Source organism: Phenylobacterium sp. (genome assembly GCF_030679875.1).
Lineage (GTDB): Bacteria > Pseudomonadota > Alphaproteobacteria > Caulobacterales > Caulobacteraceae > Phenylobacterium.
Window position 1 is genome coordinate 327637 of record NZ_JAUXSP010000019.1, and the last position, 26995, is coordinate 354631.

The window sequence follows — 26995 nt, forward strand, 5'->3', positions numbered from 1 at the left end:
ACCCCAAGATGAAGCTCGCCTCGCTGAAATCCGGCCGTGACGGCCGTCTGGTGGTGGTCTCCAATGACCTGGCCTGGTGCACCGACGCCGCCACCGTGGCGCCCACCCTGCAGGCGGCCCTCGATGATTGGGACCGCTGCGAGCCCATGCTGCGGGCCCTGGCCGAAAGCCTGGAACATGGCGGCGTGCCCAGGGAACGCTTCCACGAGCATGAGGCCGCCAGCCCCCTGCCGCGGGCCTATCAGTGGGCTGACGGCTCAGCCTATGTGAACCACGTGGAGCTGGTGCGCCGGGCGCGCGGCGCGGAAATGCCCCAGAGCTTCTGGACCGATCCACTCATGTACCAGGGGGGCTCCGACGGCTTCCTGGCGCCCCGCGACCCCATCCCACTGGCCGACGAGGCCTGGGGTTGCGACCTGGAGGCTGAGGTGGCCGTCGTCACCGGCGATGTGCCGCAGGGGGTGAGCCCCGACGAGGCGCTGTCGCATATCCGGCTGATCCTGCTGGTCAACGACGTCTCCCTGCGCAACCTGATCCCCGACGAGCTGGCCAAGAGCTTCGGCTTCTTCCAGTCGAAGCCAGCCTCGGCCTTCTCCCCCGTCGCCGTCACCCCTGACGTTCTGGGAGAGGCCTGGCGCGACGGCCGCCTGCATGGCGCCGTGGAGGTGGAGCTGAACGGCCAGGTGCTGGGCTGCGCCGACGCCGGCGTCGACATGACCTTCGGCTTCGGGGTGCTGATTGCGCACGCGGCGAAGACCCGGGCGCTCGCTGCAGGCACGATCATCGGCTCGGGCACGGTGTCGAATCGTGGCCCCGATGGCGGTCCAGGAAAATCGATCGCCGAGGGCGGCGTCGGCTACTCCTGCCTCGCCGAGGTGCGGACTGTGGAGACCTTGGCCCATGGGGCGCCCAGAACGCCATTCCTGAAAGTCGGCGATACGGTGCGGATTGAAATGCGCGACGGGCGCCGCCACTCGATATTCGGCGCCATCGAGCAGGAGGTCCAAGCCCCATGACCGCGCAGTCCCGGCCGGAGCCGGCCGACACCGCCGGCCTCCAGCTGGACGCCTATCTGCCCTACCGCCTGTCAGTCGCCTCCAATGCGGTGAGCCGGCTGATCGCCCGGGCCTATGAGGATCGCTTCGGGCTCACCATCCCCCAGTGGCGGCTGATCTGCGTCCTGGCCGAGGACGGTCCGATAAATCAGAGCGCCCTGGTCAGCCGCACGGGCATGGACAAGGTGACCGTGAGCCGCGCCGCCCAGGGGCTGGCCAAACGCCATCTGCTGGAGCGATCGCAAAACGACCTGGACGGCCGCTCCCACGTGGTGGCGCTGAGCCCCGAGGGGGTGCGGCTGTATGCTGAAATCGCCCCCCTGGCGCTGGCCTACGAGGCCGCCCTGATCGCGGGCCTCGATCCCAGCGAGGTGGCCCTGCTCAAGCGGCTGTTGATGCGCCTGCAGGGCGCCGCCGGCGTCCTGGCCGGTGAACGGGGCGAGGGAGCCTAACCCCAGCCGAGTGCGACCGCGCCATGATAGACGCCCATGGCCGCCAGATAGGCCAGGGTGATCATGTAGGCGAACATCACGCTCGGCCACAGCCAGCTGTTGGTCTCGCGCTTCACGACGGCCAGGGTCGGGGCGCACTGGGGCGCAAAGACATACCAGGTCAGGAAGGCCAGCCCCATGGCCAGCGACCAGTCGGCCGAGAGCGCCCCAGCCAGGGTGCCGACCTGCTCCTCGGCGTTGGCCACGGCATAGACGGTGCCGAGGGCGCCGACGGCCACTTCCCGCGCCGCCATCCCCGGGATCAGCGCCACGGTCATCTGCCAGTTGAAGCCGATCGGCGCGAACAGGGGGTGCAGCAGGTGGCCGAGCTGGCCGGCGAAACTGTAGTCGATGGCCGGCCCCGTGGCGCCTTCCGGCGGATAGGGGAAGGTCGACAGAACCCAGATCAGCACCATCAGCGGCAGGATGATCCGCCCGGCGCGGTTCATGAAGATCGCCGCCCGCTGCCAGAGGTTACGCAGCACGCTCTTGGGGTCAGGGGTCTTGTAGGTCGGCAGCTCCATCAGGAAGGGCTCGACCTGACCCCGCCAGAACAGCCGGCGGGCGATGAAGGAGATGGCCAGCGCGCTGGTTATGCCGGCCACATAGAGGCCAAACATCACCAGCCCCTGCAGGCTGGCGAAACCCCAAACCGTCTGGTTGGGAATGAAGGCCGCAATGATCAGGGTGTAGACCGGAATCCGCGCCGAGCAGGTCATCAGCGGCGCGACCATGATGGTGGTCAGGCGGTCGCGCTTGGAATCGATCACCCGGGTGGCCATGACGCCAGGGATGGCGCAGGCGAAGGAGGACAGAAGCGGGATGAAGGCCCGGCCGTGCAGGCCAGCGCCGCCCATGATCTTGTCCATCAGGAAGGCGGCCCTGGCCATATAGCCAAAGTCCTCCAGCAGGATGATGAACAGGAACAGGATCAGGATCTGCGGCAGGAAGACCAGCACGCTGCCCACCCCGGCGATCAGGCCATCGACAATCAGGCTCTGCAGCAGGCCGTCTGGCAGCACAGTCGCCACCAGGCCCCCGAGGGCGCCGATGCCCCCTTCGATCCCGTCCATCAGCGGCCCGGCCCAGGCGAACACCGCCTGGAACATCACAAACAGCAGGGACAACAGGATGGCGAGGCCGGCGACGGGGTGCAGCAGAACGCCGTCGATCTTGCCAGTCAGGGTGTCGGGGCGTTCCGCCGGCCGCACATGGGCCTTCATGATCTGCTGAGCCTCAGCATGGGCCTGGCGGATCTCGGCGGGGCTCGGCTCATGCCAGGTGTTGGCGGCCTCTAGCCTGCCGGAGGCGGCCAGGGCCTCGACCTTGGCCTCGATCTGGGCGACCAGGTCCTCAATACCGCGCTTGCGGGTGGCCACTGTGGTGACGATCGGCGCACCGATGTCGCGAGAGAGGCCCTCAAGGTCGATGCGCAGGCCCTGGCGCTGGGCGATGTCGAACATGTTGAGCGCCAGCACCATGGGTCGCCCCACCTGGCGGAGTTCCAGGATCAGGCGCAACACCAGCCGCAGATTGGTGGCGTCGGCCACGCAGACCACCACATCGGGCGGGGTCTCGCCCTTGAGCTGACCAAGGATCGCGTCCCGTGTCACCGCTTCGTCAGGGCTGCGGGCGCGCAGGGAATAGGTGCCGGGCAGGTCCAGAACCGAGACGACGCGTCCGCTGGCGGTGGTGATCGTCCCTTCCTTCTTCTCCACCGTGACGCCGGCATAGTTGGCCACCTTCTGGTGGCTGCCGGTCAGGGCGTTGAACAGGGCGGTCTTGCCGGAATTGGGATTGCCGACCAGGGCCACCCGGGCGGAGGCTGCGCTCATTGCGCCGCTCCGGCCAGGCGAACCAGGATCTGCGCGGCGTCCTTGCGGCGCAGGGCCACCCTCATGTCGTCGAGGCGCACGGCGATGGGGTCGTGGCCGATAGCGCCCTCATGGATCACCTCGATCGCGGCGCCCTCCACAAATCCCAGCTCCAGCAGTCTGCGCTCCAGCTCCTCGGCGTCCAGACCGGCCTCTGCTGCAGGCGCGCCGACGGCGCCGATGATTCCCTTGTCCCCCCGTCGCGCATGGCTCAGCCGGACCTCGCCTGGGGCGAGATCCCCGGCGGCGGACGGCTGGCGAAGGTGAAGGTCGTCCATGTCAGGATCCCGGAGGTCTGGGCGGGTGGTCGCGCCGCGGCGATATTCTGCGAACGATTATCAGTTACAAGTCTGGCGCCCGGGATGCAAGCCCTGTGACTGCAGGCGACCTGCCGGTTGTGGCCACGCGCCGTTGACGCGCCGTGGCGTCTGGCTAGATTGCGCCACCCGCGGGCCCCTGTGGTGGAATTGGTAGACGCGCCGCACTCAAAATGCGGTACCGCAAGGTGTGTCGGTTCGAGTCCGACCGGGGGCACCAGACCTTGCGCGCGATGGCAGATTAGCTCGCCGCAAAGATCATCGGCACGGCGATCAGAGCGATCGCCGAGATGACGACCACCCCAATCAGGTTCAGCCACAGGCCCGCCCGGCTCATCTGGGCGATGCTGATCAGGCCCCCCCCGTAGACGATGGCGTTGGGGGGCGTGGCCACCGGCAGCATGAAGGCGCAGGACGCCGCCAGCGCCAGGGGCACGGCGAACAGCAACGGGTCAGCCCCTATGGCCAGGGCCAGCGCGCCGCCGATTGGCAGGAAGGTGGCGGCTGAGGCGGTGTTGCTGGTCAGTTCGGTCAGAAAGATCATCGCCAGGGTGACCATGACCACCAGGGCCGCCACGGGCCAGCCGCCGAGAATGGCCAGCAGGTCTCCAAGCCAGGCGGCCAGCCCGCTCGTGGAGATGGCCGCGGCCAGACTGAGGCCGCCGCCAAACAGGGTCAGGACGCCCCAGGGCAGGCGCTTCAGCTCAGCCTCCGTCACCAACCGGTCGCCCGGGGCCTTGCCTGACGGCGTGAAGGCTAGCGCCACGGCGGCGGCGATCGCCACCCCGGTGTCGCTGAGCCAGGGCGCGTAGGGACTCAGCAGCGGGCGGAAGATCCAGGCGAAGGCGGCCAGGGCGAAGATGATGCAGACCCTTGTCTCCGCCCGGCTCATCGCGCCTAGACGGGCCTTTTCCTCGCGAAACAGGACGCCGGCCTCCGGCAGCACCAACTTGACCGGATTGAGCAGGATGAGAATTCCCCAGGCGGCCGCCAGCAGGATCAGCGCGACGGGAACCCCGACCATCATCCACTGTCCAAAGCCAATCTCAACACCATGTTCCTGGGCCATGTAGCCGGCCAGGAGCGCGTTGGGGGGCGTGCCGATCAGTGTGGCGACCCCGCCGATGCTGGCGCCGTAGGCCACCGCCAGCAGCAGGGCGACGCCCAGATTGCGGTGAGATGCGGGGTCATCGCGTCCGCCGTGGTCTTCGGCCAGGGCCAGGACAGCCATGGCTACCGGCATCATCAGCACCGCCGCCGCAGAGTTGCTGACCCACATGGAGACGAGCGCCGTGGCGCCCAGCATGCCCGCCACCAGCCGGCGCGGGGTGGCGCCCGCCGCGGCGGCGCAGCCCAGGCCCACCCGTTTGTGAAGACTGCTGCGCTCCATGGCGGCGCCGAGGATGAATCCCCCCAGGAACAGGAAGATCACCGGGTCGGCATAGGGGGCCGCGGCGGTGCGGATATCGCTGACCCCCAGGGCTGGGAAGAGCGCCAGGGGAATGAGGGCGGTGACGACCAGGGGCGCAGCCTCGGTCATCCAGAGAATCGCCATCAGGACGGTCACAGCGGCCACCGGCTGAACGGCGGGCCCGGCGCCAAACTCAGGGGCCAGCATGATGGCGATGAAGGCGCCGAGCCCGATCCCCAGTCCCGCCACCTGGCGACGGGCCCGTGCGCGCACGGTCTCGCTGTGCTTCTGTTCGCCCACCCGTCTTCTCCCCTGGCCGCCCGAGTCTCTTCACTGGCCGGCAGCCTTAGCCATGCACAATATGAGCCCATCCCCCGCCCCCGCGCCAGCGGGCGGGCGGCTCCTGGCCGCAAGACATGCTAACCTAGCGTCATCCGGAGTCTCCAGACGCCGCGGAGGTCCCATGGACGAGACCAAGGCCAGGATGGGCGTGAGCGATGGCCCGCGACCTCGGAGGGGCGCGCTCGAGCCGCTCTCCGATGGGTCGAACGGTGATGAGGTATCGCGTCTGGTGCTCCAGTGCGCCGTCCCATATTTCCTCGATGGTCTGCAAAGAATGGCTCATCTTTCGGGGGGCGATCCCTTATCGGCCATTCTCACCCTCGCGATTCTTGAGGCCAATGTCCGCCATGTGGCCCGTGACCCTGTCCTGGCCCTGCGACATGCTCAGTTCGACGCGCCGCCTCCAGACTCCACCCGCCGGCCGGTCAGCGTCAGCGCCTTGGCGGAGTCCCTCAGAATCCCATACGAGGCGGCTCGGCGGCGGGTGGCTACGCTGGAGGCGGCGGGGGTCTGCGTCCGGACAGGCAAAGGCGTCTATATCCCGACCGCCGTCCTGATCACTGAGGAAAATCGGCTGGCCCTGGCCGGCACCTTTCGGGCCCTGGAGAGCCTCGCCACCGAAATTCAAGCCGCCGCCCCGAGCTTTGACCTGACCGGCGGCGCGCCGGGCGCGCCAGGCCCTCCGCCCCCGGCGCCAGATCGCCTGGCCGCCAGGGTCAGCGCCGAATATGTGCTGCGGTTCGCCGAACGTCTGGGCGTCGTGGCGGGCGACGTCGGTCGCGGCCTGATACTGTTGGCGATCTTGCGCCATAACTTCGAGCCGCTGCACCGTGACCCCGCCCTGGCGCGCAAATATGGTGGTCTGGCCCATCTGCCCCCTGACGATCTGCTCGCGCCGGTCAGCGTACTGGCCCTCGCCGGCGAACTTGGACAGCCCTTCGAGACCACCCGTCGAAACGTCAACAGGTTGATCCGCGGCCACCGCTGCGCCCGTACCCGGGGCGGGGTGATCGTCCCGGCCCGCGCTCTGAAAACGGCGGTCGCGCGCGGCGTTCTGTTGGCGCATCTGGGCGACATCCAGCGAACCTTCGGCGCCTTGGCCCGGCTTGGCCTCACCTTCGGGGGAAATCAGCCCGCGCCCACGCCCGCCGATTGACCTTGGACGAGGTCCAGGTCATGGCCAGCCATGCCAAGTGACACGCCGATCCCGATCCTTGATCCGACCGGACGACCCCCCTCCCGGATTGGTCTGGGAATTTTTCTGCGGATCTGCGCCATGGCGTGCATGGCCGGCTTGTTCGGTCTGGTGAAGGTGGCGTCCGAACGGGGGATTCCGATCTTCGAGACCCTGTTTTTCCGCAACGCCTTCGCCTTCATACCCATCGCCATCTACATCCACCGGACCAGCGGCTTTGGGGTCCTGCGGACCAGCCGGCCGGGCGCGCACGCCGTGCGAGCTATGGTGGGGCTGACCGGCATGATCGGCGGCTTTGTCGCGGTCTCCCACCTGCCGCTGACTGAGGCGACGGCCCTTTCCTTTTCGGCGCCCCTCTTCATGACCGCCCTGTCGGTCCCCCTGCTCAAGGAGGCGGTGGGGCCACACCGTTGGGCGGCTGTGGCCGTGGGCTTTGTGGGGGTGATGATCATGATCCGGCCAGACCCCGCCAACCTGGCCGATATCGGCGTCATTTTCGCCCTGATCGGGGCGATGGGCTCGGCCCTGGCGATGATCACGATCCGCCAGATCAGCATGACCGAGCCGGGGCCCAGGATCGTCTTCTACTTCACCATCGCCGGCGCCCTGGCAGGCCTGGCCAGCCTGCCCTTTGGCTGGGTCATGCCGGACGCCGGCGTCTTCGCTCTCTTGGGGTTGATGGGGCTGCTGGGCGGCGTCGGCCAGCTCCTGCTGACCGAAGCGATCCGGGTCGCCCCCGTCGCGGTGGTGGCGCCGTTCGACTACACCCAGCTCGTCTGGGCCAGCCTGTTCGCCTATCTCGTCTGGGACGAGCTACCGAAGGCCCTGACTTTGGCTGGCGCCGGGGTGGTCGCGGCAAGCGGCCTCTACATCCTCTATCGGGAGACGATCAAGCGCCGCGAGCGGCAGAGCTGAGACCTCCCAAGGTTGATTTCTCAAGCTAAATTGCAGCGCTGACGTGTTCTGTCACATTGACGGAACGAGGATACGGGAGGACTCTGCGATGAGCGTCGGCGCTGGGTCGGCGAATCCTCCCGAGGGGGTCAGACCATGGGTCGTCGACTTTCCATCCTGGCGGCGCTTGCCGCCCTCACCGCCACCGCCACCGCAGGCGCGGCTCATGGCGCGGTGACCGTTATTGGCGGGGGCATGGCCGAGGCCTGCTCCAAGGCGGCCGTGGCCGGGCGGTCCGATGAGCGCTTCGAAGAGTTTTGCGACATCGCCCTCGACACCGAGTTCCTCAACGCCCGGGACAGGGCCGGAACCTATGTGAACCGCGGCGTACTCAGGATGCGCCGGGGCGAGTACGTTCGGGCGATTTCCGACTTCGATCTGGCCGTGAAGATGAAGCCGGATCTGGGGGAGGGGCATGTGAACCGCGGCGCGGCGCTGATTGGTCAGAAGCGCTACGCCGACAGCCTCCCGGCCATTGACCGGGGCCTTGAGCTTGGCGTCGAGGAGCCGGCCAAGGCCTACTACAATCGCGCCCTGGCCCATGAGGGGTTGGAGGACGCCCGCTCGGCCTATTTCGACTACCAGAAGGCGCAGGAACTCGCCCCTGACTGGGCGGCGCCGACGGAGCAGCTGGCGCGGTTTTCGGTCACCACGCGCACGGTTCCAAACTGAGCGAGGGAGCGGCCCGGGCCGCCACGCGTTGTGTTGTCATGACGACGCCAAAGCCCCGCCAGACCAGAGTTTCGCTGCTGTTCGCCACCCTGACCCTGTCGGGGCTGGTCATCGCCGCACCGGTCGCAGCGCAGGACGCCTACACCCAGCATCAACTGGGCGTGCTGGAGGCCCAGCAACAGATGGACCGCTATCGCGGCGTGGTTCAGCAGAACGAACTGAACGCCCTGTCGGCTGAGGTTCAGACCGAGCGGGCCTTGCAGGACATGCGCCGCCAGCGCCAGGCGCCGGTCCTGGCGCCCACGACCCTGTGGGCCGCGCCTGCGGCCGGACCTGATGAGGTCCGGATTCCCGATGATCGCCTGGCCGACTCCAACGCCCGGATCCGTGCGATCCTGGAGCGCGACAAGCGGTAGTCTATGACCCCCGACCAGGGCATGGTCGCCACGAGGCCGGCTTGGCTCGGGTTTCTGGAGACGTGACGTATGCGCTGGCGGGGTGGACGGCGATCCGGAAACATCGATGACCGTCGTGGGGTTGGCCCCGTGGCGGGCGGGCTCGGCGTCGGCGGCGTGGTATTGGCCCTGATTGGCTACTTCGTCTTCGGCATCGATCCGAGCACCACGCTAAGCGTCGTGAACGGCGCCGGGGCCCCCGCCGCCCAGGCGTCCGGCGTCCGCGGCGCGCCCGATGACGAGTCCGGCCAGTTCGTCGATGTGATTGAAACCTCCACCGCCGAGGTGTGGACCGAACTCTTCCAGCAGTCGGGCCAGACCTATGAACCGCCGGCGGCCATGGTGCTCTACGAGCAGGCCACAGGCACCCGCTGCGGCACAGGCCAGGCGGCCATGGGACCCTTCTATTGCCCGGCTGATCGCAGCGTCTATCTGGACCTGTCCTTCTGGGACGATCTGGAGAACAGGTTCGGCGCAGGAGGCGAGGCCGCCCGGGCCTATGTCATCGCCCATGAGATCGCTCATCATGTTCAGAACCTGACGGGCCAGATGGATCAGGCCCGACGCCTGGGCTCCCAGGGGGCCGAAAGCGGCGCGGTACGGCTGGAGTTGCAGGCTGACTGCTATGCCGGCGTCTGGGCGGCCCGGGCCGAAGTCGCCTCGGGCGGCGCTGTGGCGCTGGGGCCGGACGACATCGCCGAAGGTCTGGCGGCGGCCTCGGCTATCGGCGACGACACTCTGCAGAAGCAGAGCCAGGGTCGCGTGGTCCCCGACGCCTTCACCCACGGCTCCAGCGCCCAGAGGATGGCCTGGTTCCGGCGCGGCGCGGAGACCGGTGATCCCAACGCCTGCGACACCTTCAGCGCGAGCCGTCTCTAGCCAGCTCAGATGGGCGGCGGCGGCTCATGTTCCAGGCAGACCGCCACGCAGCGCCGGGCCAGGAGGTCGCCGGCGTCGATCAGCGGGACCGAAATCTCGGCGGCCGACAGCACCAACGGCGCCTCGGTGCAGCCGGCGATCAGGGTCTCGGCGCCCTCGGCCACCAGATCATGGGCGAGCGCCGCCATTTCCAACCGGGCCTCGGGCGACAGATCGCCACCCTTGATACGATAGAGCAGCGCCATGAAGGCCTCCTGGCGCTCAGGCCCCAGGGCGACCAGACCCAGGCCCCGGGCGGCGAGATACTCCCGGTAGAGCCGTAGCGCCCCCTTGGTGCCGAGCACCCCGACGCGGCGGGCGCCGGTGTCGGCCGCGGCCTTGGCGGCGCCGCCGATCATGTCGATCAGCGGCAGGCCGCTGGCGCGAACAATCAGGTCCGCATGTGCGTGGGCGGTATTGCAGGGCATGGCCAGCACCTCCGCGCCGCCGCCCGCCAGGCCGCCGGCCATCTCGGCCAGCACCGGACCCGCGGCCGCGCCCGGCGTGTTGCGATCAGGGACCTGCGGATTGAGGTCCATCAGGACGCGGATGTGGTCCTGATCCCGCTCGGCGGGGGTGTAGGCCTGCAGCCTGCCCAGGAAGTCGAGGGTGGCCGCCGGCCCCATGCCCCCCAGGACGCCAAGGATCAGGCTCATCCCAGAAGGCCTTCCAGCTCGCCCTGATAGCCGAACAAGCCCTGGGCGCCGCCGGTATGGAGGAAAACCACGGTCTCACCCTGGAAGGCGCCCTTGGCGCAAAGGTCGATCAGCCCCTTCATCGCCTTGCCGCTATAGACTGGGTCCAGGATCAGGGCCTCCGTGCGGGCCGCCAGCTTCAAGGCGTCGATCACCGCCTGATCGATGAGGCCGTAGCCGGCGCCCACATAGTCGCAGTTGGCCGCCACGCGATCGCGGGTCACCCGGCCCGCCTGGCCCAGCAGCGCGCAGGTCTCCTGGGCCAGCTTGAACACGTTGGCCTCCTGGGTGGCTTGCGGCGCCCGGACGCCAATGCCCAGGACGGGAATGTCAGCGCCGATCACGGCCAGCCCCGCCACAAGCCCCGCATGGGTGCCCGCGCTCCCCGTGGCGGTGATGATCCGGTCAATTTTCAGCCCCAGGGTGTCGGCCTGGACCACCAGCTCGCGGGCGCAGTCGGCATAGCCGAGCGCGCCAATGGCGTTGGATCCGCCGCCGGGAATGACATAGGGCCGGCCGCCGCGCTCGCGCACGGCTTGAGCCACGCGCTCCAGGGCTGCGTTCATGTCGCTTCCGCCGGGCACGGTCTCGATATTGGCGCCCAGCAGGCGGTCGAGGAGGACATTGCCGGAGTTGTTGTAGTCCACCGCGCCAGAGCCCGTTCGGGCTTCCAGGATGATCTCGCAGGCCATGCCCAGCTTGGCGGCGGCGGCGGCCGTCTGGCGCACATGATTGGACTGGATCGCGCCCTGGGTGACCAGGGTGTCGGCGCCCTCGGCCACCGCCTCGCCGGCCAGGAATTCGAGCTTGCGGGTCTTGTTGCCGCCGCCGGCCAGGCCCGTGGCGTCATCGCGCTTGATGAACAGATTCAGCCCCCCAAGGGCCTCCCCCAGGCGGGGGGCGGCCTCAAGGGGCGTCGGCAGGTGCGCGAAGCGGACGCGGGGAAAGCGGGCCAGGTGCATGATCGGCTCCTCAATGAACTTGAGCCTGCCCTAGCACGCGCCTTGCCCCGGCGTCTGCGCCGCAGCAGATCAGGGAACTAGGATTGGAGCGGCCACGAGACCCAACCCGGCGATGCTGACCAGCCAGGCCAGGGACCGCAGGCCCCGCACCCCGAAGGCGTAGAGCGGGACATAGGCGACGCGGGCCCAGAAGTAGACCTGAGCGCCGATGGCGCTGAGGTCTGAACCCCGTCCGGTGACATGGGCGATCAGGACCACGCCGATGAAGATGGGCAAGGTCTCGAACAGATTGGCCTGGGCCCGCTGCAGCCGCTGGGCGCGGGGACTGAGGGACGGCATGTCCTCGTCCCGGGCCCCAGTGTTCCATTTCAGCCCGTACTGGGCGGTGCGCGCCATGTCGAACAGCAGGATCTGAATGAAGGCCAGGACCAAAGTCCAGGCCAGCATGACGAGTTCAATGGTCATAGCGTTCTCCCCCTTAGCGCTCCCTGGTGGAGCTTCAGCTTGAGGGGACGCCGACGCCGGGCCGCCGTCAAGGACGACCCGGCGTCAACGCCGCGCGGTTCAGCGGGAGATCAGCCGCCGAACTTGCGGGTGAACCGCACCCCGATCGCCCGGGGCGGCAGGACATAGGTGTAGTAGCTGCGCACATAGACCGGGTCGCCGTTCCCGTCGAAAACGGGCTGGTTGTACTGGCTGGTCGCCCGGGCGCCGGTCTCGGCGAACTCGTTGAAGAGGTTCTTCACATAGAGGGTCGCCGTCCAGTCGCTGGCCCCCAGGGAGACCGCGGCGTTGTGCACCTGGTAGCCGTCCAGGGTCAGGCTCTCAGCCCGGCCGCCGGTTCGGGTCAGCACATCGCCAAGCGCCGTCACCCCATAGTTGAAGCCGAAATCCAGGCCATTGCCGAGGGTGCGCTCATAGTCGACAAACAGGCTGCCCTGATGTTCCGGTGAGCCCGGCAGCCGGTCGCCGGGCATGCCGTCCTCATAGGTGATGGTGCTCTGGAAGCCCGGCGGGTTGAAGCGCGGCACCAGGTTCGGCGTCACCTCGGTGAGCTCAGAGGTGTTGTAGGAATAACTCCCCCTCACGGTCCAGGACTGGGCCAGACGGCCAATGAAGTTGAGCTCAACGCCCTTTGATTCCGCGGCCGAGCCATTCTTGGTGATCGGGATGAGGCCATTTTCGGTGGCTGAGGAGACCTGCGGATCGCTCCATTCGATGAAATAGGCCGAGCCGTTGAGGGTCAGGCGATCATCGAAGAGTTGGGTCTTCAGGCCCACCTCGTAGTTCAGGGTCTTGTCGGGCTGGTAGGCCAGTTCATTGGGCAGGGCGCAGCTGATCTGGTTGGCTGGCAGCGGCACGGGGCAGGGGCCGACCCCGTTGGAATTACCGATCCGGTAGCCTTCGCTGACCGTCAGATAGCCCAGAATGTCGTCGGTGAACTGGTAGGATGTGTTGAACTTGTAGAGCCAGCCGTCGTCCTCCTGGCCGCCAGGCTCGAAGTTCAGATTGATCTCGTCGGGTCCGGCGCCGAAGAAGACGCTGTAGAGCAAGGGGAAATCGACGGCCTGGAAGGTCTTCAGCTCGTAGGAATAGCGCCTTGCGCCCACGGTCACCTGCCATGCCGGCGTGATCTCGTAGGTGACCTCGCCATAGAGCGCCTGCTCCTTCAGGTCGGTGAGGCCGACATTGTAGTATTCCAGGGCGTCTGGGCGCTCGCCACCCAGCCACTCGGCGTAGCCTGGGGTGAATTCCTTGCTCGAGGTGTTGGAGTCGAGTTCGTAGTAGTACCCGCCCAGGATCCAGCTGATCGGCCCCTCATAGGCCGAAACCAGGCGAAGTTCCTGGCTCAAAACCTGCTGGCCGGACTCTTCCAGCGTGTAGGCGGTGAAGGTCGGGAAGGCCTCGTAGCTGTATTCGAGGCTGATCAGCAGATCGGTCTGGTCCCGCTGCCCGCGCTCGGTATAGCGCGACTTGCCGGTGGACGAGGTGAGCTGGGCGAAGCCCAGGTCGGCGGTCACCTCCAGCGCCAGCAACTCGTTCCACCGTCGGTTCGGCTCCAGGACCCGTCCGGCCGATACATAGTCGCCTGTCGCCAGGGTGCTGCGGCGGTGGCTCACCTGGCGGGCGCCGACGTCCTTTTCCTGGAAATGGTAGGTGACGGTCCCGTCCAGCCAGTCGGTCGGCGCCCAGCGCGCCGCCAAGCGGCCAGACGTGACCGACTCGTAGTTGGCGTCCTTCTTGTTGGTCAGGCTCTGGGAGACGGCGGCCGGGTCGCTGAAGTCGGGGTCCGGGTCTGAGATGCCCGGCTGCTGGACCAGGAAGTTGTAGTCGATGAAGCCGCTGTCATGCAGCTGGTCGAAGGAGGCCCGCAGGGCGAAGGAGTCGCCGAGCGGCGCGTTGAAGGTGACCCCCAGGTCGCGGGAGAGACTGCTGGCCTCGCTATACTGATAGGCGTCGGCGCGGACCTCCATCATGGGGGCGGCGAAGTCTGGCCTGTTGGGGATGTAGCGGATCGCGCCGCCCAGGGTGCCGGCGCCATAGAGCGTGCCCTGCGGCCCCAGCAGAATCTCGACCCGCTCCAGGTCATTGGTCTTGAGGTCCACATAGAGCGGGATTTCGCCGACATAGGTCGCCACCGTGCCGCCGCCGCCGCTGACCCCCTCCGCCGAGCCGAGGGGATCGGCGTTCAGGCCGCGGACGATGATGCGATTGTCGCCCCGGGAGCCCTGGTCAACGATGTGGATGCCGGGCACCCACTTGGCCACGTCCGACAGGTCCGACAGGCCCTGTTTCTCCATTTCGACCGCGCCTACGGCGGCGATGTTGATCGGCGCATCCTGCACGGTGGAGTCCCGCCGGGTGGCGGTGATGATCAGTTCCTGGACCTCGACGGCCTGGGCCGACGCGATCGTCGGGATCGCGGTGGTGACGGCGAGCGCGCTGATCGAGGTCAGCAGAGTGGCTCGCGGAGACAGGTTGAGACGCATGATGGTTCTTCCCCTCGGCTTTGCTGAGAGGCAGGCTGCGGACCGGCGTGCTCGGGTCTCAAGGCCCTTGTTGCACTGCAGAACGCAAATATTCAGTATGACGAAAATATGTGCGCGTATGCACTGGTTTGACGGCGCCCCATGACTGCGATCCCCCCGAATGTCAGCGTCGAGCGCCTCGCCCGGGCCGAGCGATTGATGGCTGACAAGGCCTATGAGCCGGCCCACGCCCTGTGCATGGAGGTTCTGTCGGTTGATCCCAGCGCGGCCCGCGCCTGGTTCCTGCTCGGCGTCCTGGCCGCCGATCACGACAACCCGACCAAGGCTGCGGAGCTCTTCGCACGCGCAGCGTCCCTCGATCTCGACGACCCTCGGGCGCCGGCCCAGCTGGCCCGCTGCCTGATCGCCCTCAACCGGCGGGACGAAGCCTTGACCCAGGCCCAGGTGGCCGCGGGCCGGGGGCCGGCCGACGCCCTGACGCTGGACACCCTCGGCGTGGTGTACAGCCGGGCCGGCCTGCATGAGCGCGCGATCGGCTTTTTCGAGACGGCCTTCGCCCGGGAGCCTCGCAACGCCAGCTTCGCCTACAACCTGGCGGCTTCGCGGCAGTTCTCCGGCGATTTCAACGGCGCCGAGATGGCCTATGCTCGGGCGCTGGACATCGATCCCAGTCTGCACCGGGCCTGGTCATCCCGGGTGCAGCTGCGTCGCCAGACCCCCGAGGCCAACTTCATACCAGAGCTGGAGGCCCAGTTCGCCGCCGCAGGCCCGGACCCCGAGCGCCGGCTTCACCTGGGCCACGCCCTGGCCAAGACTCATGAGGACCTCGGCGCCCCCGAAGTGGCGCTCGACTGGTTGATCAAGGCCAAGGCCGCCAAGCGCCGGCAGGTCGGCTATGACCGGCGGGCTGACGCCGATCTCTTCGCGGCGGCCAGGGCGACCTTCGGTTCCGGCGACGTGGCCGCGGGCGCGGGCTCTGACAGACCGATCTTCGTGGTCGGTCTGCCGCGGACCGGCACCACCCTGGTCGACCGCATCCTGTCCAGTCACCCACAGGTGACCTCGGCCGGGGAGCTGACCAACTTTGGCCTGATCCTCAAGCGTATGACTGGCTCACCTGGCGCCTATGTTCTGGATGAAACCACCCTGGAAACCGCCCGCGGCATCGACCTGCGCGAGGCCGGCGCGGCCTATCTGCGGAGCGTGGCGCCGCTCGTGGCCGGGGAGGCTCGCTTCGTCGACAAGATGCCGCTCAACATCCTCTATGCCGGCCTGATCCACCGGGCCTTGCCCCATGCGCGGATCATCTGCCTGCGCCGTCATCCCATGGACGCCTGCCTGTCCAATTTCCGGCAGCTCTTCGCCACGGGCTTTTCCTACTACGACTACGCCTACGACCTGGCCGACACCGGGGCCTACTACGCCGAGTTCGACCGGTTGGCCGCTCATTGGCGTACGGCCCTGCCTTCCGACCGGTTCACCGAGATCGCCTATGAGGATCTGGTGGCGAACCAGGAGGGCGAGACGCGACGCCTGCTCGACTTCTGTGGCCTGGACTTCGACCCGCGCTGTCTGGCCTTCCATGAGAACGCTGCGCCGGTGGCGACCGCCAGCTCGGTGCAGGTACGCAGTCCGATCTATTCCAGCTCCATCGGCCGCTGGCGCAGATACGGACCGGGTCTGGCGCCCCTGCGCTCAGCCCTGGAGAAGGCGGGCATCCCGATCGACGACTAGCGCATGATCCAGGCGGCTGAGCGCCCTAGGGCCGTTGGTTGGACGGCAGGGCGGCGACCTCGGCGGCGTTCAGCTTGCGCATGCCCTGGATCAGACACGGCGTGGCGCCGATCGGGGTCGAAACCTTGATGTCCAGGTCCATGCGGTCGCAGATGACATCGGCGCCGCCAGATGGGATCAACACCAGGGGGTCGGACGTCGCCGTACTCAGGCAGGCGTTGCGCATGTCCACGCGGAACACATCCTGCGGCCCGACGCTGGTGCGGAACAGGACGGTGCTGCGATCCACGATCTTCTGGCCCCGAATGCCGCTGACACGGAAGCAGGCGCGCTCTTGGGCGGGCGCTGTGGCCGCGGCCATGACGCCCGAGGCGGCGTTGGCCTGCTGCCCAGGCGTGTTGGCGGCGCAGCCGGCGAGGGTGAGGGCGGCGAGGGCGGCCACTGGCGCTGCAAAATTTAGGCTCATGTTCTTTGATGGCTCCTTGGGTGAACAACCACGGCCGCCGGCCCAATGTTCCATACTGGTTTTACGAGCCATTGCGGCCAAAGCGGGGCGTTGGCGCGGCCCCTTGGCGTGAGGCCGCGTCGCGACTAGAGTTCAGTTCGTCCTCGGGGGGCCGCGCGTGAGCGGCTGAGAGGCGGGTGAGCCCGCGACCCGTAGAACCTGATCCGGGTCATGCCGGCGAAGGGAAGGGGAGCGCCATGGCGCGGGTACTGGATTCGACACGACTGACCGCCCGGATTCTCGGGCCGTTCCTGGCCGTGGCCGGTGCGGCCTCTGTGTTGCGCCGTGATGATCTCCTCGCCCTCATCGAAGGTTTCCAGGGCGACGCCGCCCTGACCTTCGTCACCGGCATGCTGTTGACGCTGGCGGGTCTGGCCCTGATGGCGGTTCACCAGCGCTGGCGTACGCCCGCCGAAATCGCCCTCAGCGCGACCATCTGGCTCCTGACCCTGCGCGGCGTCTTCCTCATCTTTGCGCCCAGCGTCCTCTTCGACCTCGCCGACAATGTCATCGCCTCCACGCCCCTGGTGGTGGCCGCAGGCCTCGCCGCCGTAGGCGTCGGGGTCTGGCTGACCCTGGTCGGCTATCGCCGCGCGGCCGGCTAGGCCGCCTCCCCCATGCTTCCTCGCAGAGACCAACCATGAACAACAAGCCGCTGACACCGACCCTGGACGCCGACGCCATCCCCACCGGCGAGCGTCCGGGCTCTAAGAAGGTCTATGAGGCCGGGCGGCTCTGGCCAGATATCCGGGTGCCGTTCCGTGAGGTGGCGGTCCATGAGAGCGCCGGCGAGCCGCCGGTGACCCTCTATGATCCCTCAGGCCCCTATACTGACCCCACCGCCAGCATCGACATCGACAAGGGGTTGCCGCGCACCCGCGAACCCTGGGTCGTCTCCCGCGGCGACGTGGAGGTCGTGGCCGAGCCCCGGAACGTCAAGCCGGAGGACAACGGCTTCGCCCGGGGGGCTCACCTGGCGCCGGAGTTCAGCCAGCCCCGCCGGGTCTATCGCGCCCGCCCCGGCGCCAGCGTCACCCAGATGGACTACGCCCGCCGCGGAATCATCACGCCTGAGATGGAATATGTGGCCATCCGCGAGAACCTGCGCCGCAAGGAGGGCGAGGCCTTCATCCGCGACGGCGAGGACTTTGGCGCCTCGATTCCCGACCTGGTGACCCCGGAGTTCGTTCGCGACGAGATCGCCCGCGGCCGAGCGATCATCCCGGCCAACATCAACCACACCGAGCTGGAGCCGATGGCGATCGGCCGCAACTTCCTGGTCAAGATCAACGCCAATATCGGCAACTCCGCAGTGCTCTCCACCGTCGCCGACGAGGTGGACAAGATGGTCTGGGCCATCCGCTGGGGCGCCGACACGGTCATGGACCTGTCCACTGGCCGCAACATCCACAACATCCGCGACTGGATCATCCGCAACAGCCCCGTGCCCATCGGCACCGTGCCCATCTACCAGGCCCTGGAGAAGGTCAACGGCGTCGCCGAAGACCTGAACTGGGAGGTGTTCCGCGACACCCTGATCGAGCAGGCCGAGCAGGGGGTGGACTACTTCACCATCCACGCCGGCGTGCGCCTGGCCTATGTGCCGCTGACCGCCAACCGGGTGACCGGCATCGTCTCCCGCGGCGGCTCGATCATGGCCAAGTGGTGCCTGGCCCACCACCGCGAGAGCTTCCTCTATGAGCACTTCGAAGACATCTGCGAGATCATGCGGGCCTACGACATCAGCTTCAGCTTAGGCGATGGCCTGCGGCCTGGCTCCATCGCCGACGCCAATGACGCCGCCCAGTTCGCCGAGCTGGAGACCCTGGGCGAACTGACGCAGGTGGCCTGGAAGTACGGCGTCCAGACGATGATCGAGGGGCCGGGCCATGTGCCCATGCACAAGATCAAGGCCAATATGGACAAGCAGCTCGCCGTCTGCGGCGAGGCGCCCTTCTATACGCTCGGTCCGCTCACCACCGACGTGGCGCCCGGCTATGACCACATCACCAGCGCGATTGGCGCGGCCATGATCGGCTGGTTCGGCACCGCCATGCTTTGCTACGTCACGCCCAAGGAGCACCTGGGCCTGCCTGACCGCAAGGACGTGAAGGACGGCGTGATCACCTACAAGATCGCCGCCCACGCCGCCGACCTCGCCAAGGGGCATCCCTCGGCCCGGGCCTGGGACGACGCTCTGTCGCGGGCCCGGTTCGAGTTCCGCTGGGAGGATCAGTTCAACCTGGGCCTCGATCCGGAGACTGCGCGGCTCTATCACGACGAGACCATGCCCAAGGAGGCGCACAAGACGGCGCACTTCTGCTCGATGTGCGGCCCCAAGTTCTGCTCGATGAAGATCAGCCAGGACATCCGTGAGGCCGCCCGCGCTCAAAACGACGTGGCGGACAAGGGCATGGCGGAGATGAGCGAGAAGTTCCGGGCAGCCGGCGGCGAGGTCTATGTGCCGACGCCCAAGGGCTGAGGGCTCAGCCCTTGAGGACGGCGCTCAGGCTGCCATCGGACTCCAGGACCACAAAGGCGGCGTCGGCAAGATCGGCGCCGCCGGACGTGCGGATGGCCGCGCGCAGCTCGTCCTGCGTCACCCGTTGCTGGCGCAGGGCGCCGGGCAGGGGCTCTCCGTCCTTCAACAACAGGGTCGGCTCGGACTTGACCAGCTGGTCGATCCCCTTGATCCGCACCGACAGGAAGGTGACGGCGTATTGCAGTCCGACCAGCAGGGCCAGCGCCGCCACACCCTCGGCCAGGGCCAGGTCCTTGGAGGTGAGGATGCTGGAAAAGGTTGAGCCGATGGCCACCGTCACCACCAGGTCGAAGGCGTTGAGCTTGGACAAGGTCCGCTTGCCCGAAGCCCGCAGCACGACGACCAGGGCGAAATAGGCCGCCGTTCCCACGACGAGGATGCGGATGATCGGGTCCCAGCCGGTGAACAGGGCCTCAGCGTCCATGGGATCGGCTTTCGATGTGTCTCATCGCCAAACAACCCCTTCGCCCTGACAAAGGCTCCCCCACCCTGCCGGCTTGACGCCGATCAAGGCGCAGTCTCCACAGCGTGGCAGTCTGACGCCTCACGGGGAGCAGGATGATGGACGGCGACGGTTTTCAGCCCGAGGCAGACCGGCGGTCGCCCCTGCGCCGGGCGGCGTGGGGCATGGCCGCGGCCCTGGCCGGGTTCGCCCTGGTGAGCGCCATGCTGGCGGTCTCCTATGGCCACACGCCAGCCCTTGAGCGGGCCTTGTTTCAACTGGGGCTCGGGGCGACCGCCCTCATCGCCGCCATCGGTCAGGTGCTGATACTGGGCGGGCTCGGGCTGCTGTGGAGCGCCTTGCGCCGCCAGGGGTGAGGTTTTGACCGGCCGGCATTGACGCCGCGCGCCCAAAGGGAAAGTCTCGCCCGCTCAATCGTTCAGAGGCCGATCCATGGTTTTGCGTGCAGTTTTCGTCGGAGCGGGCCTGGCCCTGCTGATGGCCGGTGGGGCCTTGGCCCAGGTCGAGCGCCGGGAGATCGGCCAGCTGGTCTATGAGGGCGTTCCGGCCGCCCCAGCCGGGCTGCAGGCGACCATCTCGCCCTATTATGAGGTCCGTTCAGCGGAGCTGAAGGACTGGCTGGCCGACGGCTCGATGCTGATCTCCACCCGGTTCGGCGAGACGACGCAGATCCACCGACTGGCCGCGCCAGGGGCGGCGCGCACGCAGCTCACCTTCTTCAATGAGCCGATCACCGCGGCCAAGGTCCAGCCCGGAGCGGCGCGGTTCGTCTATCGGCGCGATGAGGGCGGCTCAGAATACTATCAGGGCTTCCTGCGGGACCTGGACGGCGCCGAGGTCCGCCTCAGCGCGCAGGGCACCCGCAATAGCGACTTCGTCTTCTCCAAGGATGGCGCGGTGGTGGTCTGGAGCCAGGTCACCCCAGGCGATCCCAACTACGACATCATGCTGGCCCAGACCTCGGCGCCTGAGTCCCGCCGGGTCGTGCTGGAAGGGCAGGGCGCCATGGCGCCCACGGCCATCTCTCCCGATGGTCGGCGCATCCTGATCAGCCGCTATAACTCGATCGCGTTTGTGGAGCTGTTCGTCCTCGACGTGGCCTCCGGGCAGTTGACGCCGGTGGGGCCTACCGATCGTCCGGTCTTCTATGAGGGGGCCGCCTTTGCTGAGGGCGGCGCCTCGGTGGTGACCCTCTCGGACGACGGCTCGGAAGTCGCCCGTCCCGTGGTGTTCGATCTGGCCACCGGCGCCATGCGCGACCTGGCGCCGGACGCCGCGTGGGGCGCCGAGGCCTTTGATCTTTCGCCGGATGGAAGGACCCTGGCCTATGTGGTCAATGAGGAGGGCTATTCGAAGGTTCTGATGCGGGATGTGGCTACCGGCCGGCTCCTGGCGGGGCCCGACCTGCCCAAGGGTGTGCTGACCGCTCTGAAATTCTCCAAGAACGGCGCGCGCCTGGGGCTCAGCCTCTCGACCTCGACAACATCAGGGGACGTCTGGGACTACGAGCTGGCCAGTCGCGCGCTGACCCGCTGGACCCAGAGCGAGATAGGCGGGCTTGATCCCGAGCGGCTCGTGGAGCCGACCCTATTCCGCTACCCGACCTTCGATGACCGCTCGATCCCGGCCTTTATCTATCGGCCGGAAGGCGCCGGCGGGAAGCTGCCGGTGGTGATTCAGATCCACGGCGGCCCCGAGGGTCAGGAACTTCCCAACTTCAATCCCCGCCGTCAGTCCTGGGTGAATGAACTGGGCGCCGCCGTGATCATCCCCAATGTCCGGGGCTCCACCGGCTACGGAAAGACCTACCTGTCTCTCGACAACGCCGAGAAGCGCGAGGATTCGGTCAAGGATATCGGCGCCCTGCTGGACTGGGTGGCGACCCAGCCGGACCTGGACGCCAACCGCGTGGCCGTGGTCGGCCAGTCCTATGGTGGCTACATGGCGCTCGCTGTGGCCGCCCACTACAATGACAGGCTCGTCGGCGTTATCGACCTCTACGGCATCTCCGACTTCATCACCTTCCTGGAGAACACCGAAGGCTATCGCCGCGACCTGCGCCGGGCCGAATACGGCGATGAGCGCGACCCGGCCATGCGCGCGGTGTTCGAGAAGATCTCGCCGGTCAATATGAGCGACCGGATGAAGAAGCCGATGATGATCTATCAGGGCGCCAACGATCCCCGGGTGCCGGCCTCGGAATCCGAACAGATGGTCGCCAGTCTCCGGGCCCAGGGCACGGAGGTCTGGTACATCCTGGCCAAGGACGAGGGCCACGGCGTACACAAGAAGTCGAACCAGGAAGCCGTGCGCGCCACCGAGGTCCAGTTCTTGAAATCGGTGCTGAACCCGGCTCCTTGAGGCGGTTAGCGGATGATCATCGACTCAAAGCCGCCGAAGATCATCCGCTTGCCATCGAAGGGCAGCTTGTCCGGCTCATAGGCCATCCGGGAATCGGCCATCACCTTGGCCATGACCTCGTCGCGCTTTTCGCGGGAGTCATAGGTGGCCCAGGCGAACACCACGACCTCGTCATCCGTGGCCTGGACGGCGCGGGGGAACGAGGTCACCTCGCCAAGGGGCACATCGTCACCGACGCATTCCACATAGCTCAGCGCGCCATGCTCCATCCAGACCTCCGAGGCCTGGGTGGCCATGGCCTTGTAGGCGTCCAGGTTGGCCTTGGGGACTGCGAGCACGAAGCCGTCGACATAGGGCATGGGTCTCTCCTTCGCGGGGTCAGGTTTCAGCTCAAGGACGAACGCCTCCGCCGCGATCCGACAGCCGCCGCGAAATTCTCATCCCCGCTTGCGGCGCTCCTTCTGGATCACCTGGTCCAAGGCCTGGAGGAACCGCGAGCGGTCATTGCGGTCGAAGGGTTTGGGTCCCCCATAGATATCGCCGGTGGAGCGGAGCTGCTCCATCAGGGCGCGCTGGGCGATGGCCGAGCCGATGGAGTCCTCGGTGAAGGGCTTGCCGTTCGGAGCAATGGCGTGGGCGCCCGCCTGTAACACCCGCTCGGCCAGGGGAATGTCGTTGGTTATGGCCACGTCGCCGGGCGCCACATGCTCGGCGATCCAGTCGTCGGCGACGTCGGGGCCGGCGTCGACGATCACCCGCTCCACCATCGCTGAGGTCGGAATCATCATGAAGGCGTTGGAGACGACCCAGGTCTTCAGGCCGTAGCGCTGGGCGACCTTGTAGATCTCGTCCTTCACCGGGCAGGCGTCGGCGTCGATGAAAATTTCCATGTCAGGCCAACTCCAGGTCACCGGAGCCGGATCAAGGGACCGCCGGCGCGAGCCGTCAAGACCGGCCGTGCGGTTCCTTGTGGGAGGATTTAGCCGGTCTGTCCAAGCGGTAGAGCGTCGAACAGCCGCCGTTCAGCGCCCCTGGGATCGCTGACCACCTTGGGCTCCAGGTCAAAGATCATGGCCTGACGATCGGCAGGCCCATAGGCGGGCCAGGCGGGGACCAGGGGGTTGTTGGGGTCACCGGCCTTGGCGAAGGCCAGCCAGCTCTCGCTCATCAGGTCCGCGATCCGCTGCTGCTCGGGCCCGATCCCGGACATGGACTCCGACTTGGCGACATTGTCGAAGACGAAGCCAATCTCCAGGGCGTGGGGCGAGCGCCACTTGCCCCCGTCCACCGGCGTGTCCCAGTCGAGCATGTAGACGTAGACCGGGGCCCCGCCCTGGGCGGCCTTGCGATCAGCCTGGACGATATGGCCCCGCAGGAAGCGGCTGTCCGTGGTGACGGCGAAGAAGATGTCGCTGGCGGTTTCCTGCGGATGCATCTGGCGGTAGCTCGCAATGACGGAACCGACGTCGAGGCCCGGAAGGAACGGCGCGAGCTTGCCAGGTAGGGCCTCCCAGGTGAGATCAAAGGTCGAGGGATCCCGGGGGCCTACCAGCAAGGTGCTCTCGGTTCGGTTGAGGCCAATGAGCAGGGGCACGTTCAGAGACTGAGGCGGTGCATCGGGGGTGAACGGATGGCGCTTCAGAGCACGGCCATCGCGCACCGGTCCTGATCCCACCCCAAGGCCCCCTGGCCGTGCCGCGGCCTGGAGTTCCGCCACCGGGACGGTGAGAATCCTGTTGATCGTCGCAGGGGTCAGGCCAAGGCGCCCCACCACTCCGGCTGCGGCCGTGGCGGCGGCCTCCGGCTCATTGACGGTGAGCCAGGCGCCGCTCTGAACCGCAGCCCTGTGGAAGAGACCCCGGGCCTGATCCATGGCCATCAGGGTGGAGACCTTGGCCCCACCACCGGATTCGCCAAAGATCATCACGCGCCCTGGATCGCCGCCCATGGCTTCGGCATTGTTCCGAACCCACTGGAGCGCCAGGACGATGTCCAGCATCCCGACATTGCCGGAGTCCGCAAAGCGCTCTCCAAACTCCGCCAGATAGAGGTGGCCGAAATAGTTGAGGCGATGGTTGATCGTGACGACGACGACATCGCCCCGCTTGGCCAGGCGAACGCCGTCATAGGCATGGCTGGTGCCGGAGCCTGCGGCGAAGCCACCGCCATGAAGCCAGACCATGATCGGCCGTTTCTTTCCGTCGGCCACGCCAGGCGTCCAGACGTTCAGGAACAGACAGTCCTCGCTGTCGGGCATGCGATTGGCCCAGGAGGTGAACAGGCCGCCCGCGTCCCCGCCCGCGAACTGCGGGGCCTGGTCGCCGAACGCCAGGGCGTCGACGACGCTGTCCCAGGCCTCAGGCGGCCTTGGCGGTTGAAAGCGCGTCGTGGCGGTGTCGGCGCCGTAGCGGACTCCCTTGAAAACATGGACGCCCGCCTCGACGGCGCCGCGCACCGGACCATGGGCCGTTTCCAAAACCGGACCCTCGGCGGCGTGGCTGCGGCCCACCCCCGCGCCCAGGGCGGCCAGGGCTGCTCCCGTCGCCAGGACCGTGCGTCGTGTCGGTTCCATAGGCCTCTCCCTCTGCTGATTGTTGAGGCCACTATGGGCGCAGCGATCCTCTAGTCAATGCTGACTACAGACTGTCGCGAGGGTTCGCGTTAGGTAGACTGATGCCTGTCCCTGAAACCAAGCCCGATCCCGCTGCAACGCTCCGTCGAGGTCCCAACGCCGCGCGGCGTTTGGCGACGCGCATCCGCCTGCTGGACGCCGCGATCGCCTGCCTGCACGAGCGCGGCTATCACCGCACCACGACCACTGAGGTGATTGAACGCGCAGGGGTCAGCCGCGGCTCGCTGCTGCATCAGTTTCCCTCCCGGACCGACCTGATGGTGGGGGTGGCCGAGCACATCGCCACCCTGCGCGGCGAGGCTCACCTGGCGGGCGCCAGCCAGGCGCCGGATGGCCCAGAACGGTTGGGTTGGCTGGTGGACGTTCTGTGGGGACAGGTTTCATCGCCATCGGGCGTGGCTCGGCTGGAACTGATGCTCGCCTCCAGGAGCGACCCGGAGCTCGCGGCTCGCTTGGGAGAATTGAACGCCCGGCTTGAAGCCCGCCACAAAGAGCTGGTCTGGAGTCAGCTTCGCCGGATGGGCCTCTCCAATCGGGCCGAAAGCGACGCCCTGGTGGCCCTGTACTCCGCCGCCCTGAGGGGGCTGTCTATTGATGCTCTCTTTCCTGAGGCCCAGACGCAGGTGGAAGCCGCCGTCGAGTTGCTGAAGCAACTCCTCATGGACCGTGTCCGCGGCGGTCCAGGGGCGATCGACTAGCGCCTGGTGGGACGCTTCGCTTCGCCCGTCTTGATCTGGATCAGGGGGCGGGCCCCGCAGGCGTCGGATGGTCCTGGCCGGTTCACTGCGGCTTGAAGGCGTCTCCATGTCCATTTCCCTCACCTTCCACGGCGCCGCCGGCTGCGTCACCGGCTCCTGTGTCGAGGTCGAGACGCCGCGGGCGCGACTGCTGATCGATTGCGGCATGTTCCAGGGTCCGAAGACCCTCAAGGCCCTCAACTATGGCGACTTTCCCTTCGATCCGCGGAAGGTTGACGCGGTCCTGTTGACCCACGCCCATCTCGACCATGCCGGCCTACTGCCCAAGCTGGTCAAGGCGGGGTTCACAGGGCCGATTCACGCCACGGCGGCCACCCGGGATCTCTGCGGGGTGATGCTGCCCGACGCCGGCGGAATCCAGGAGACCGAGGTGCGCCACCTGAACCGGCGCAACCTGCGGCGGGGTCTGCCCCAGGTGGAGCCGATCTACACCGCCCGGGACGGCGAGCGCACCATCCGGCAGTTCTCCAAGGTCAAGCTGGGGGCGCCTGTCGAGGTGGCGCCTGGCGTGCGCGCCATCTACTGGGAGGCGGGTCACATCCTCGGCGCCACGTCGATCGAACTGCGGGTCGAGACCGAGGATGGTGAGACCTCGCTCCTGTTCTCAGGCGACATCGGCCAGGGCGGCCGCGATTACGCCGCAGATCCGGAAGGCCCGGCCGGGGTCGATCATCTGATTCTGGAGTCGACCTATGGAGATCGTGACCGGCTGAACCTGTCATCCCCCGAGCGCCGGGCGGTGCTGGCCCAGGAACTGCGGGACGCCCATGCCGCCGGCGGGCCAGCCCTAATTCCCACCTTCGCCGTGGAGCGCGCCCAGGAGCTCATCGCCGACCTGGTGGCCCTGATGGAGGCCGGCGAGGTCCCGGAGGCCGACATCTTCCTGGATTCTCCCCTGGCCATTGAAGCGACAGAGGTCTTTCAGCAGAGGGGCTTCAACCGCACCACCGGGGTCAACCCCTTCGAACGCCTCCGGGCCGGCGGTCGGCTGAACTTCCTGCGCAAGCCGGCCGAGAGCGACCGGATCGATCGCCTGCGTGGCTGGCACATCATCCTGGCTGGCAGCGGCATGTGCGACGCCGGTCGCGTCCGCAAGCATCTCAAACGCCTGCTCTGGCGACGCGAGGCCACGGTTTTGCTGTCGGGCTATCAGGCGGTCGGCACGCTCGGCCGGATCCTGGAGGAGGGGGCGAGCCGGGTCAGCATCCAGGGCGAAGAGGTCCAGGTCCGCGCCAGAATCCGCGCCCTGGACATCTATTCGGGGCATGCCGACGCGGGCGGTCTCGTCTCATGGGCCAAGGCGCGCGGGCCAGTGGCCGGCGGCGTTTTCCTCTGCCACGGAGAGCCCCGCGCCCTGGAGGGCTTGCGCGACCGCCTCGCCACGGCCGGCTTTCCCCCGGCGGCCATCCGCATCCCGGACATGGACGACACCTATGTCGTTTCCGGTCCTAAGGTCGACGGCCGGCTGGACGCAGCTCCGAGGCGCAAGCCACGCCTCGCCCCGGGACAGGCGGTAAAGGCCGACTGGCATAACGCCCGTGTGGCTCTGAACATGGCGCTTAACACCAGGCTGGCGGAGGCGCCCGACGATGCGTCACGCGAGGCTCTCCTGGCGAGGCTGGCGGGCGCCCTCAGCGAATTTGAACCGGCCGCCACGCCAGACGCCTAG

26 protein-coding genes, 1 tRNA gene and 1 riboswitch are annotated in these 26995 nt (G+C 67.6%); of the genes, 15 read left to right on the forward strand and 12 right to left on the reverse strand.

Annotated features, from left to right (window positions below; all coding sequences use genetic code 11):
* Positions 1-8 precede the first annotated feature (8 nt).
* Positions 9-1016 carry a fumarylacetoacetate hydrolase family protein gene (locus Q8K84_RS12750; RefSeq protein ID WP_305283040.1) on the forward strand — a complete coding sequence of 336 codons (1008 nt, stop codon included), beginning with the start codon at positions 9-11 and terminating at the stop codon, positions 1014-1016.
* Complete coding sequence (locus Q8K84_RS12755; RefSeq protein WP_305283041.1) at positions 1013-1507, forward strand: MarR family winged helix-turn-helix transcriptional regulator; 495 nt, start codon at positions 1013-1015, stop codon at positions 1505-1507. Before Q8K84_RS12750 ends, Q8K84_RS12755 begins: the two co-directional genes overlap by 4 nt.
* Here Q8K84_RS12755 and Q8K84_RS12760 read toward each other — a convergent pair.
* Entirely contained in the window at positions 1504-3381 is a 1878-nt protein-coding gene (locus Q8K84_RS12760) for a ferrous iron transporter B (RefSeq protein WP_305283042.1), read from the reverse strand. The genes Q8K84_RS12755 and Q8K84_RS12760 overlap by 4 nt on opposite strands.
* Positions 3378-3698, reverse strand: a complete 321-nt coding sequence (locus Q8K84_RS12765) for a FeoA family protein (protein WP_305283043.1) — start codon at positions 3696-3698, stop codon at positions 3378-3380. The genes Q8K84_RS12760 and Q8K84_RS12765 overlap by 4 nt, the downstream gene beginning before the upstream one ends.
* Before the next feature lie 174 nt (positions 3699-3872).
* Here Q8K84_RS12765 and Q8K84_RS12770 point away from each other — a divergent pair.
* Positions 3873-3957 (forward strand) — tRNA-Leu (locus Q8K84_RS12770).
* 21 nt (positions 3958-3978) lie between these two features.
* On the opposite strand, the gene Q8K84_RS12775 is transcribed toward Q8K84_RS12770, so the two are convergent.
* Complete coding sequence (locus tag Q8K84_RS12775) at positions 3979-5448, reverse strand: DASS family sodium-coupled anion symporter (RefSeq protein WP_305283044.1); 1470 nt, start codon at positions 5446-5448, stop codon at positions 3979-3981.
* A 316-nt stretch (positions 5449-5764) separates the two neighbouring features.
* Between Q8K84_RS12775 and Q8K84_RS12780 the strand changes: the two genes are divergently transcribed.
* The 5 genes from Q8K84_RS12780 (at position 5765) to Q8K84_RS12800 (ending at position 9645) form a co-directional block, all read left to right on the forward strand.
* Positions 5765-6646, forward strand: coding sequence for a hypothetical protein (locus Q8K84_RS12780; protein WP_305283045.1), 882 nt, complete (start codon positions 5765-5767; stop codon positions 6644-6646).
* A 30-nt stretch (positions 6647-6676) separates the two neighbouring features.
* Complete coding sequence (locus Q8K84_RS12785) at positions 6677-7600, forward strand: DMT family transporter (protein WP_305283046.1); 924 nt, start codon at positions 6677-6679, stop codon at positions 7598-7600.
* A gap of 135 nt (positions 7601-7735) precedes the next feature.
* Complete coding sequence (locus Q8K84_RS12790) at positions 7736-8311, forward strand: tetratricopeptide repeat protein (RefSeq protein ID WP_305283047.1); 576 nt, start codon at positions 7736-7738, stop codon at positions 8309-8311.
* A gap of 38 nt (positions 8312-8349) precedes the next feature.
* Positions 8350-8727, forward strand: coding sequence for a hypothetical protein (locus Q8K84_RS12795; RefSeq protein WP_305283048.1), 378 nt, complete (start codon positions 8350-8352; stop codon positions 8725-8727).
* A 69-nt stretch (positions 8728-8796) separates the two neighbouring features.
* Positions 8797-9645 carry a neutral zinc metallopeptidase gene (locus tag Q8K84_RS12800; RefSeq protein WP_305283049.1) on the forward strand — a complete coding sequence of 283 codons (849 nt, stop codon included), beginning with the start codon at positions 8797-8799 and terminating at the stop codon, positions 9643-9645.
* A gap of 5 nt (positions 9646-9650) precedes the next feature.
* Here Q8K84_RS12800 and Q8K84_RS12805 read toward each other — a convergent pair whose 3' ends face one another.
* The 4 genes from Q8K84_RS12805 to Q8K84_RS12820 all read right to left on the reverse strand — a co-directional run bounded on the left by Q8K84_RS12805 (position 9651) and on the right by Q8K84_RS12820 (position 14331).
* Positions 9651-10340 (reverse strand): aspartate/glutamate racemase family protein, encoded by a 690-nt coding sequence (locus Q8K84_RS12805; protein ID WP_305283050.1) that lies wholly within the window; start codon positions 10338-10340, stop codon positions 9651-9653.
* Positions 10337-11341, reverse strand: coding sequence for a D-cysteine desulfhydrase (locus Q8K84_RS12810; RefSeq protein ID WP_305283051.1), 1005 nt, complete (start codon positions 11339-11341; stop codon positions 10337-10339). The genes Q8K84_RS12805 and Q8K84_RS12810 overlap by 4 nt, the downstream gene beginning before the upstream one ends.
* A 69-nt stretch (positions 11342-11410) precedes the next feature.
* Positions 11411-11806, reverse strand: coding sequence for an MAPEG family protein (locus Q8K84_RS12815; protein ID WP_305283052.1), 396 nt, complete (start codon positions 11804-11806; stop codon positions 11411-11413).
* 110 nt (positions 11807-11916) lie between these two features.
* Entirely contained in the window at positions 11917-14331 is a 2415-nt protein-coding gene (locus Q8K84_RS12820) for a TonB-dependent receptor (protein ID WP_305283053.1), read from the reverse strand.
* Positions 14332-14472: 141 nt separating this feature from the next.
* On the opposite strand from Q8K84_RS12820, the gene Q8K84_RS12825 reads away from it, so the two are divergent.
* Complete coding sequence (locus Q8K84_RS12825) at positions 14473-16065, forward strand: tetratricopeptide repeat-containing sulfotransferase family protein (RefSeq protein WP_305283054.1); 1593 nt, start codon at positions 14473-14475, stop codon at positions 16063-16065.
* Positions 16066-16090: 25 nt separating this feature from the next.
* Here Q8K84_RS12825 and Q8K84_RS12830 read toward each other — a convergent pair whose 3' ends face one another.
* Positions 16091-16531 (reverse strand): DUF6491 family protein, encoded by a 441-nt coding sequence (locus Q8K84_RS12830; RefSeq protein WP_305283055.1) that lies wholly within the window; start codon positions 16529-16531, stop codon positions 16091-16093.
* Positions 16532-16665: 134 nt separating this feature from the next.
* A riboswitch (TPP riboswitch) is annotated at positions 16666-16773 on the forward strand.
* Between Q8K84_RS12830 and Q8K84_RS12835 the strand changes: the two genes are divergently transcribed.
* Positions 16768-17175: a hypothetical protein gene (locus Q8K84_RS12835; protein ID WP_305283056.1), complete on the forward strand. Its 408-nt coding sequence runs from the start codon at positions 16768-16770 to the stop codon at positions 17173-17175. It overlaps the preceding riboswitch by 6 nt.
* Positions 17176-17210: 35 nt before the next feature.
* The gene (gene thiC / locus Q8K84_RS12840) at positions 17211-19052 is read left to right on the forward strand and encodes a phosphomethylpyrimidine synthase ThiC (protein ID WP_305283057.1); all 1842 of its coding nucleotides are present in this window, start codon (positions 17211-17213) and stop codon (positions 19050-19052) included.
* 4 nt (positions 19053-19056) lie between these two features.
* Here the strand turns inward: thiC and Q8K84_RS12845 are convergent, their stop codons facing one another.
* Entirely contained in the window at positions 19057-19536 is a 480-nt protein-coding gene (locus Q8K84_RS12845; RefSeq protein ID WP_305283058.1) for a DUF421 domain-containing protein, read from the reverse strand.
* 137 nt (positions 19537-19673) lie between these two features.
* Between Q8K84_RS12845 and Q8K84_RS12850 the strand changes: the two genes are divergently transcribed.
* Positions 19674-19931, forward strand: coding sequence for a hypothetical protein (locus tag Q8K84_RS12850; RefSeq protein WP_305283059.1), 258 nt, complete (start codon positions 19674-19676; stop codon positions 19929-19931).
* 76 nt (positions 19932-20007) lie between these two features.
* Positions 20008-21936 (forward strand): alpha/beta fold hydrolase, encoded by a 1929-nt coding sequence (locus Q8K84_RS12855; protein WP_305283060.1) that lies wholly within the window; start codon positions 20008-20010, stop codon positions 21934-21936.
* Positions 21937-21941: 5 nt separating this feature from the next.
* Here Q8K84_RS12855 and Q8K84_RS12860 read toward each other — a convergent pair whose 3' ends face one another.
* The 3 genes from Q8K84_RS12860 to Q8K84_RS12870 form a co-directional block, all read right to left on the reverse strand.
* Complete coding sequence (locus Q8K84_RS12860; protein ID WP_305283061.1) at positions 21942-22295, reverse strand: DUF1428 domain-containing protein; 354 nt, start codon at positions 22293-22295, stop codon at positions 21942-21944.
* A gap of 78 nt (positions 22296-22373) precedes the next feature.
* Positions 22374-22826 carry a YaiI/YqxD family protein gene (locus Q8K84_RS12865; protein WP_305283062.1) on the reverse strand — a complete coding sequence of 151 codons (453 nt, stop codon included), beginning with the start codon at positions 22824-22826 and terminating at the stop codon, positions 22374-22376.
* Positions 22827-22915: 89 nt separating this feature from the next.
* The gene (locus Q8K84_RS12870) at positions 22916-24508 is read right to left on the reverse strand and encodes a carboxylesterase/lipase family protein (RefSeq protein ID WP_305283063.1); all 1593 of its coding nucleotides are present in this window, start codon (positions 24506-24508) and stop codon (positions 22916-22918) included.
* 101 nt (positions 24509-24609) lie between these two features.
* Between Q8K84_RS12870 and Q8K84_RS12875 the strand changes: the two genes are divergently transcribed.
* Together Q8K84_RS12875 and Q8K84_RS12880 are read left to right on the forward strand one after the other, a co-directional pair.
* Positions 24610-25266, forward strand: coding sequence for a TetR/AcrR family transcriptional regulator (locus Q8K84_RS12875; RefSeq protein WP_305283064.1), 657 nt, complete (start codon positions 24610-24612; stop codon positions 25264-25266).
* A 106-nt stretch (positions 25267-25372) separates the two neighbouring features.
* On the forward strand, positions 25373-26995 hold the full coding sequence (locus tag Q8K84_RS12880; RefSeq protein ID WP_305283065.1) for an MBL fold metallo-hydrolase: 1623 nt from the start codon (positions 25373-25375) through the stop codon (positions 26993-26995).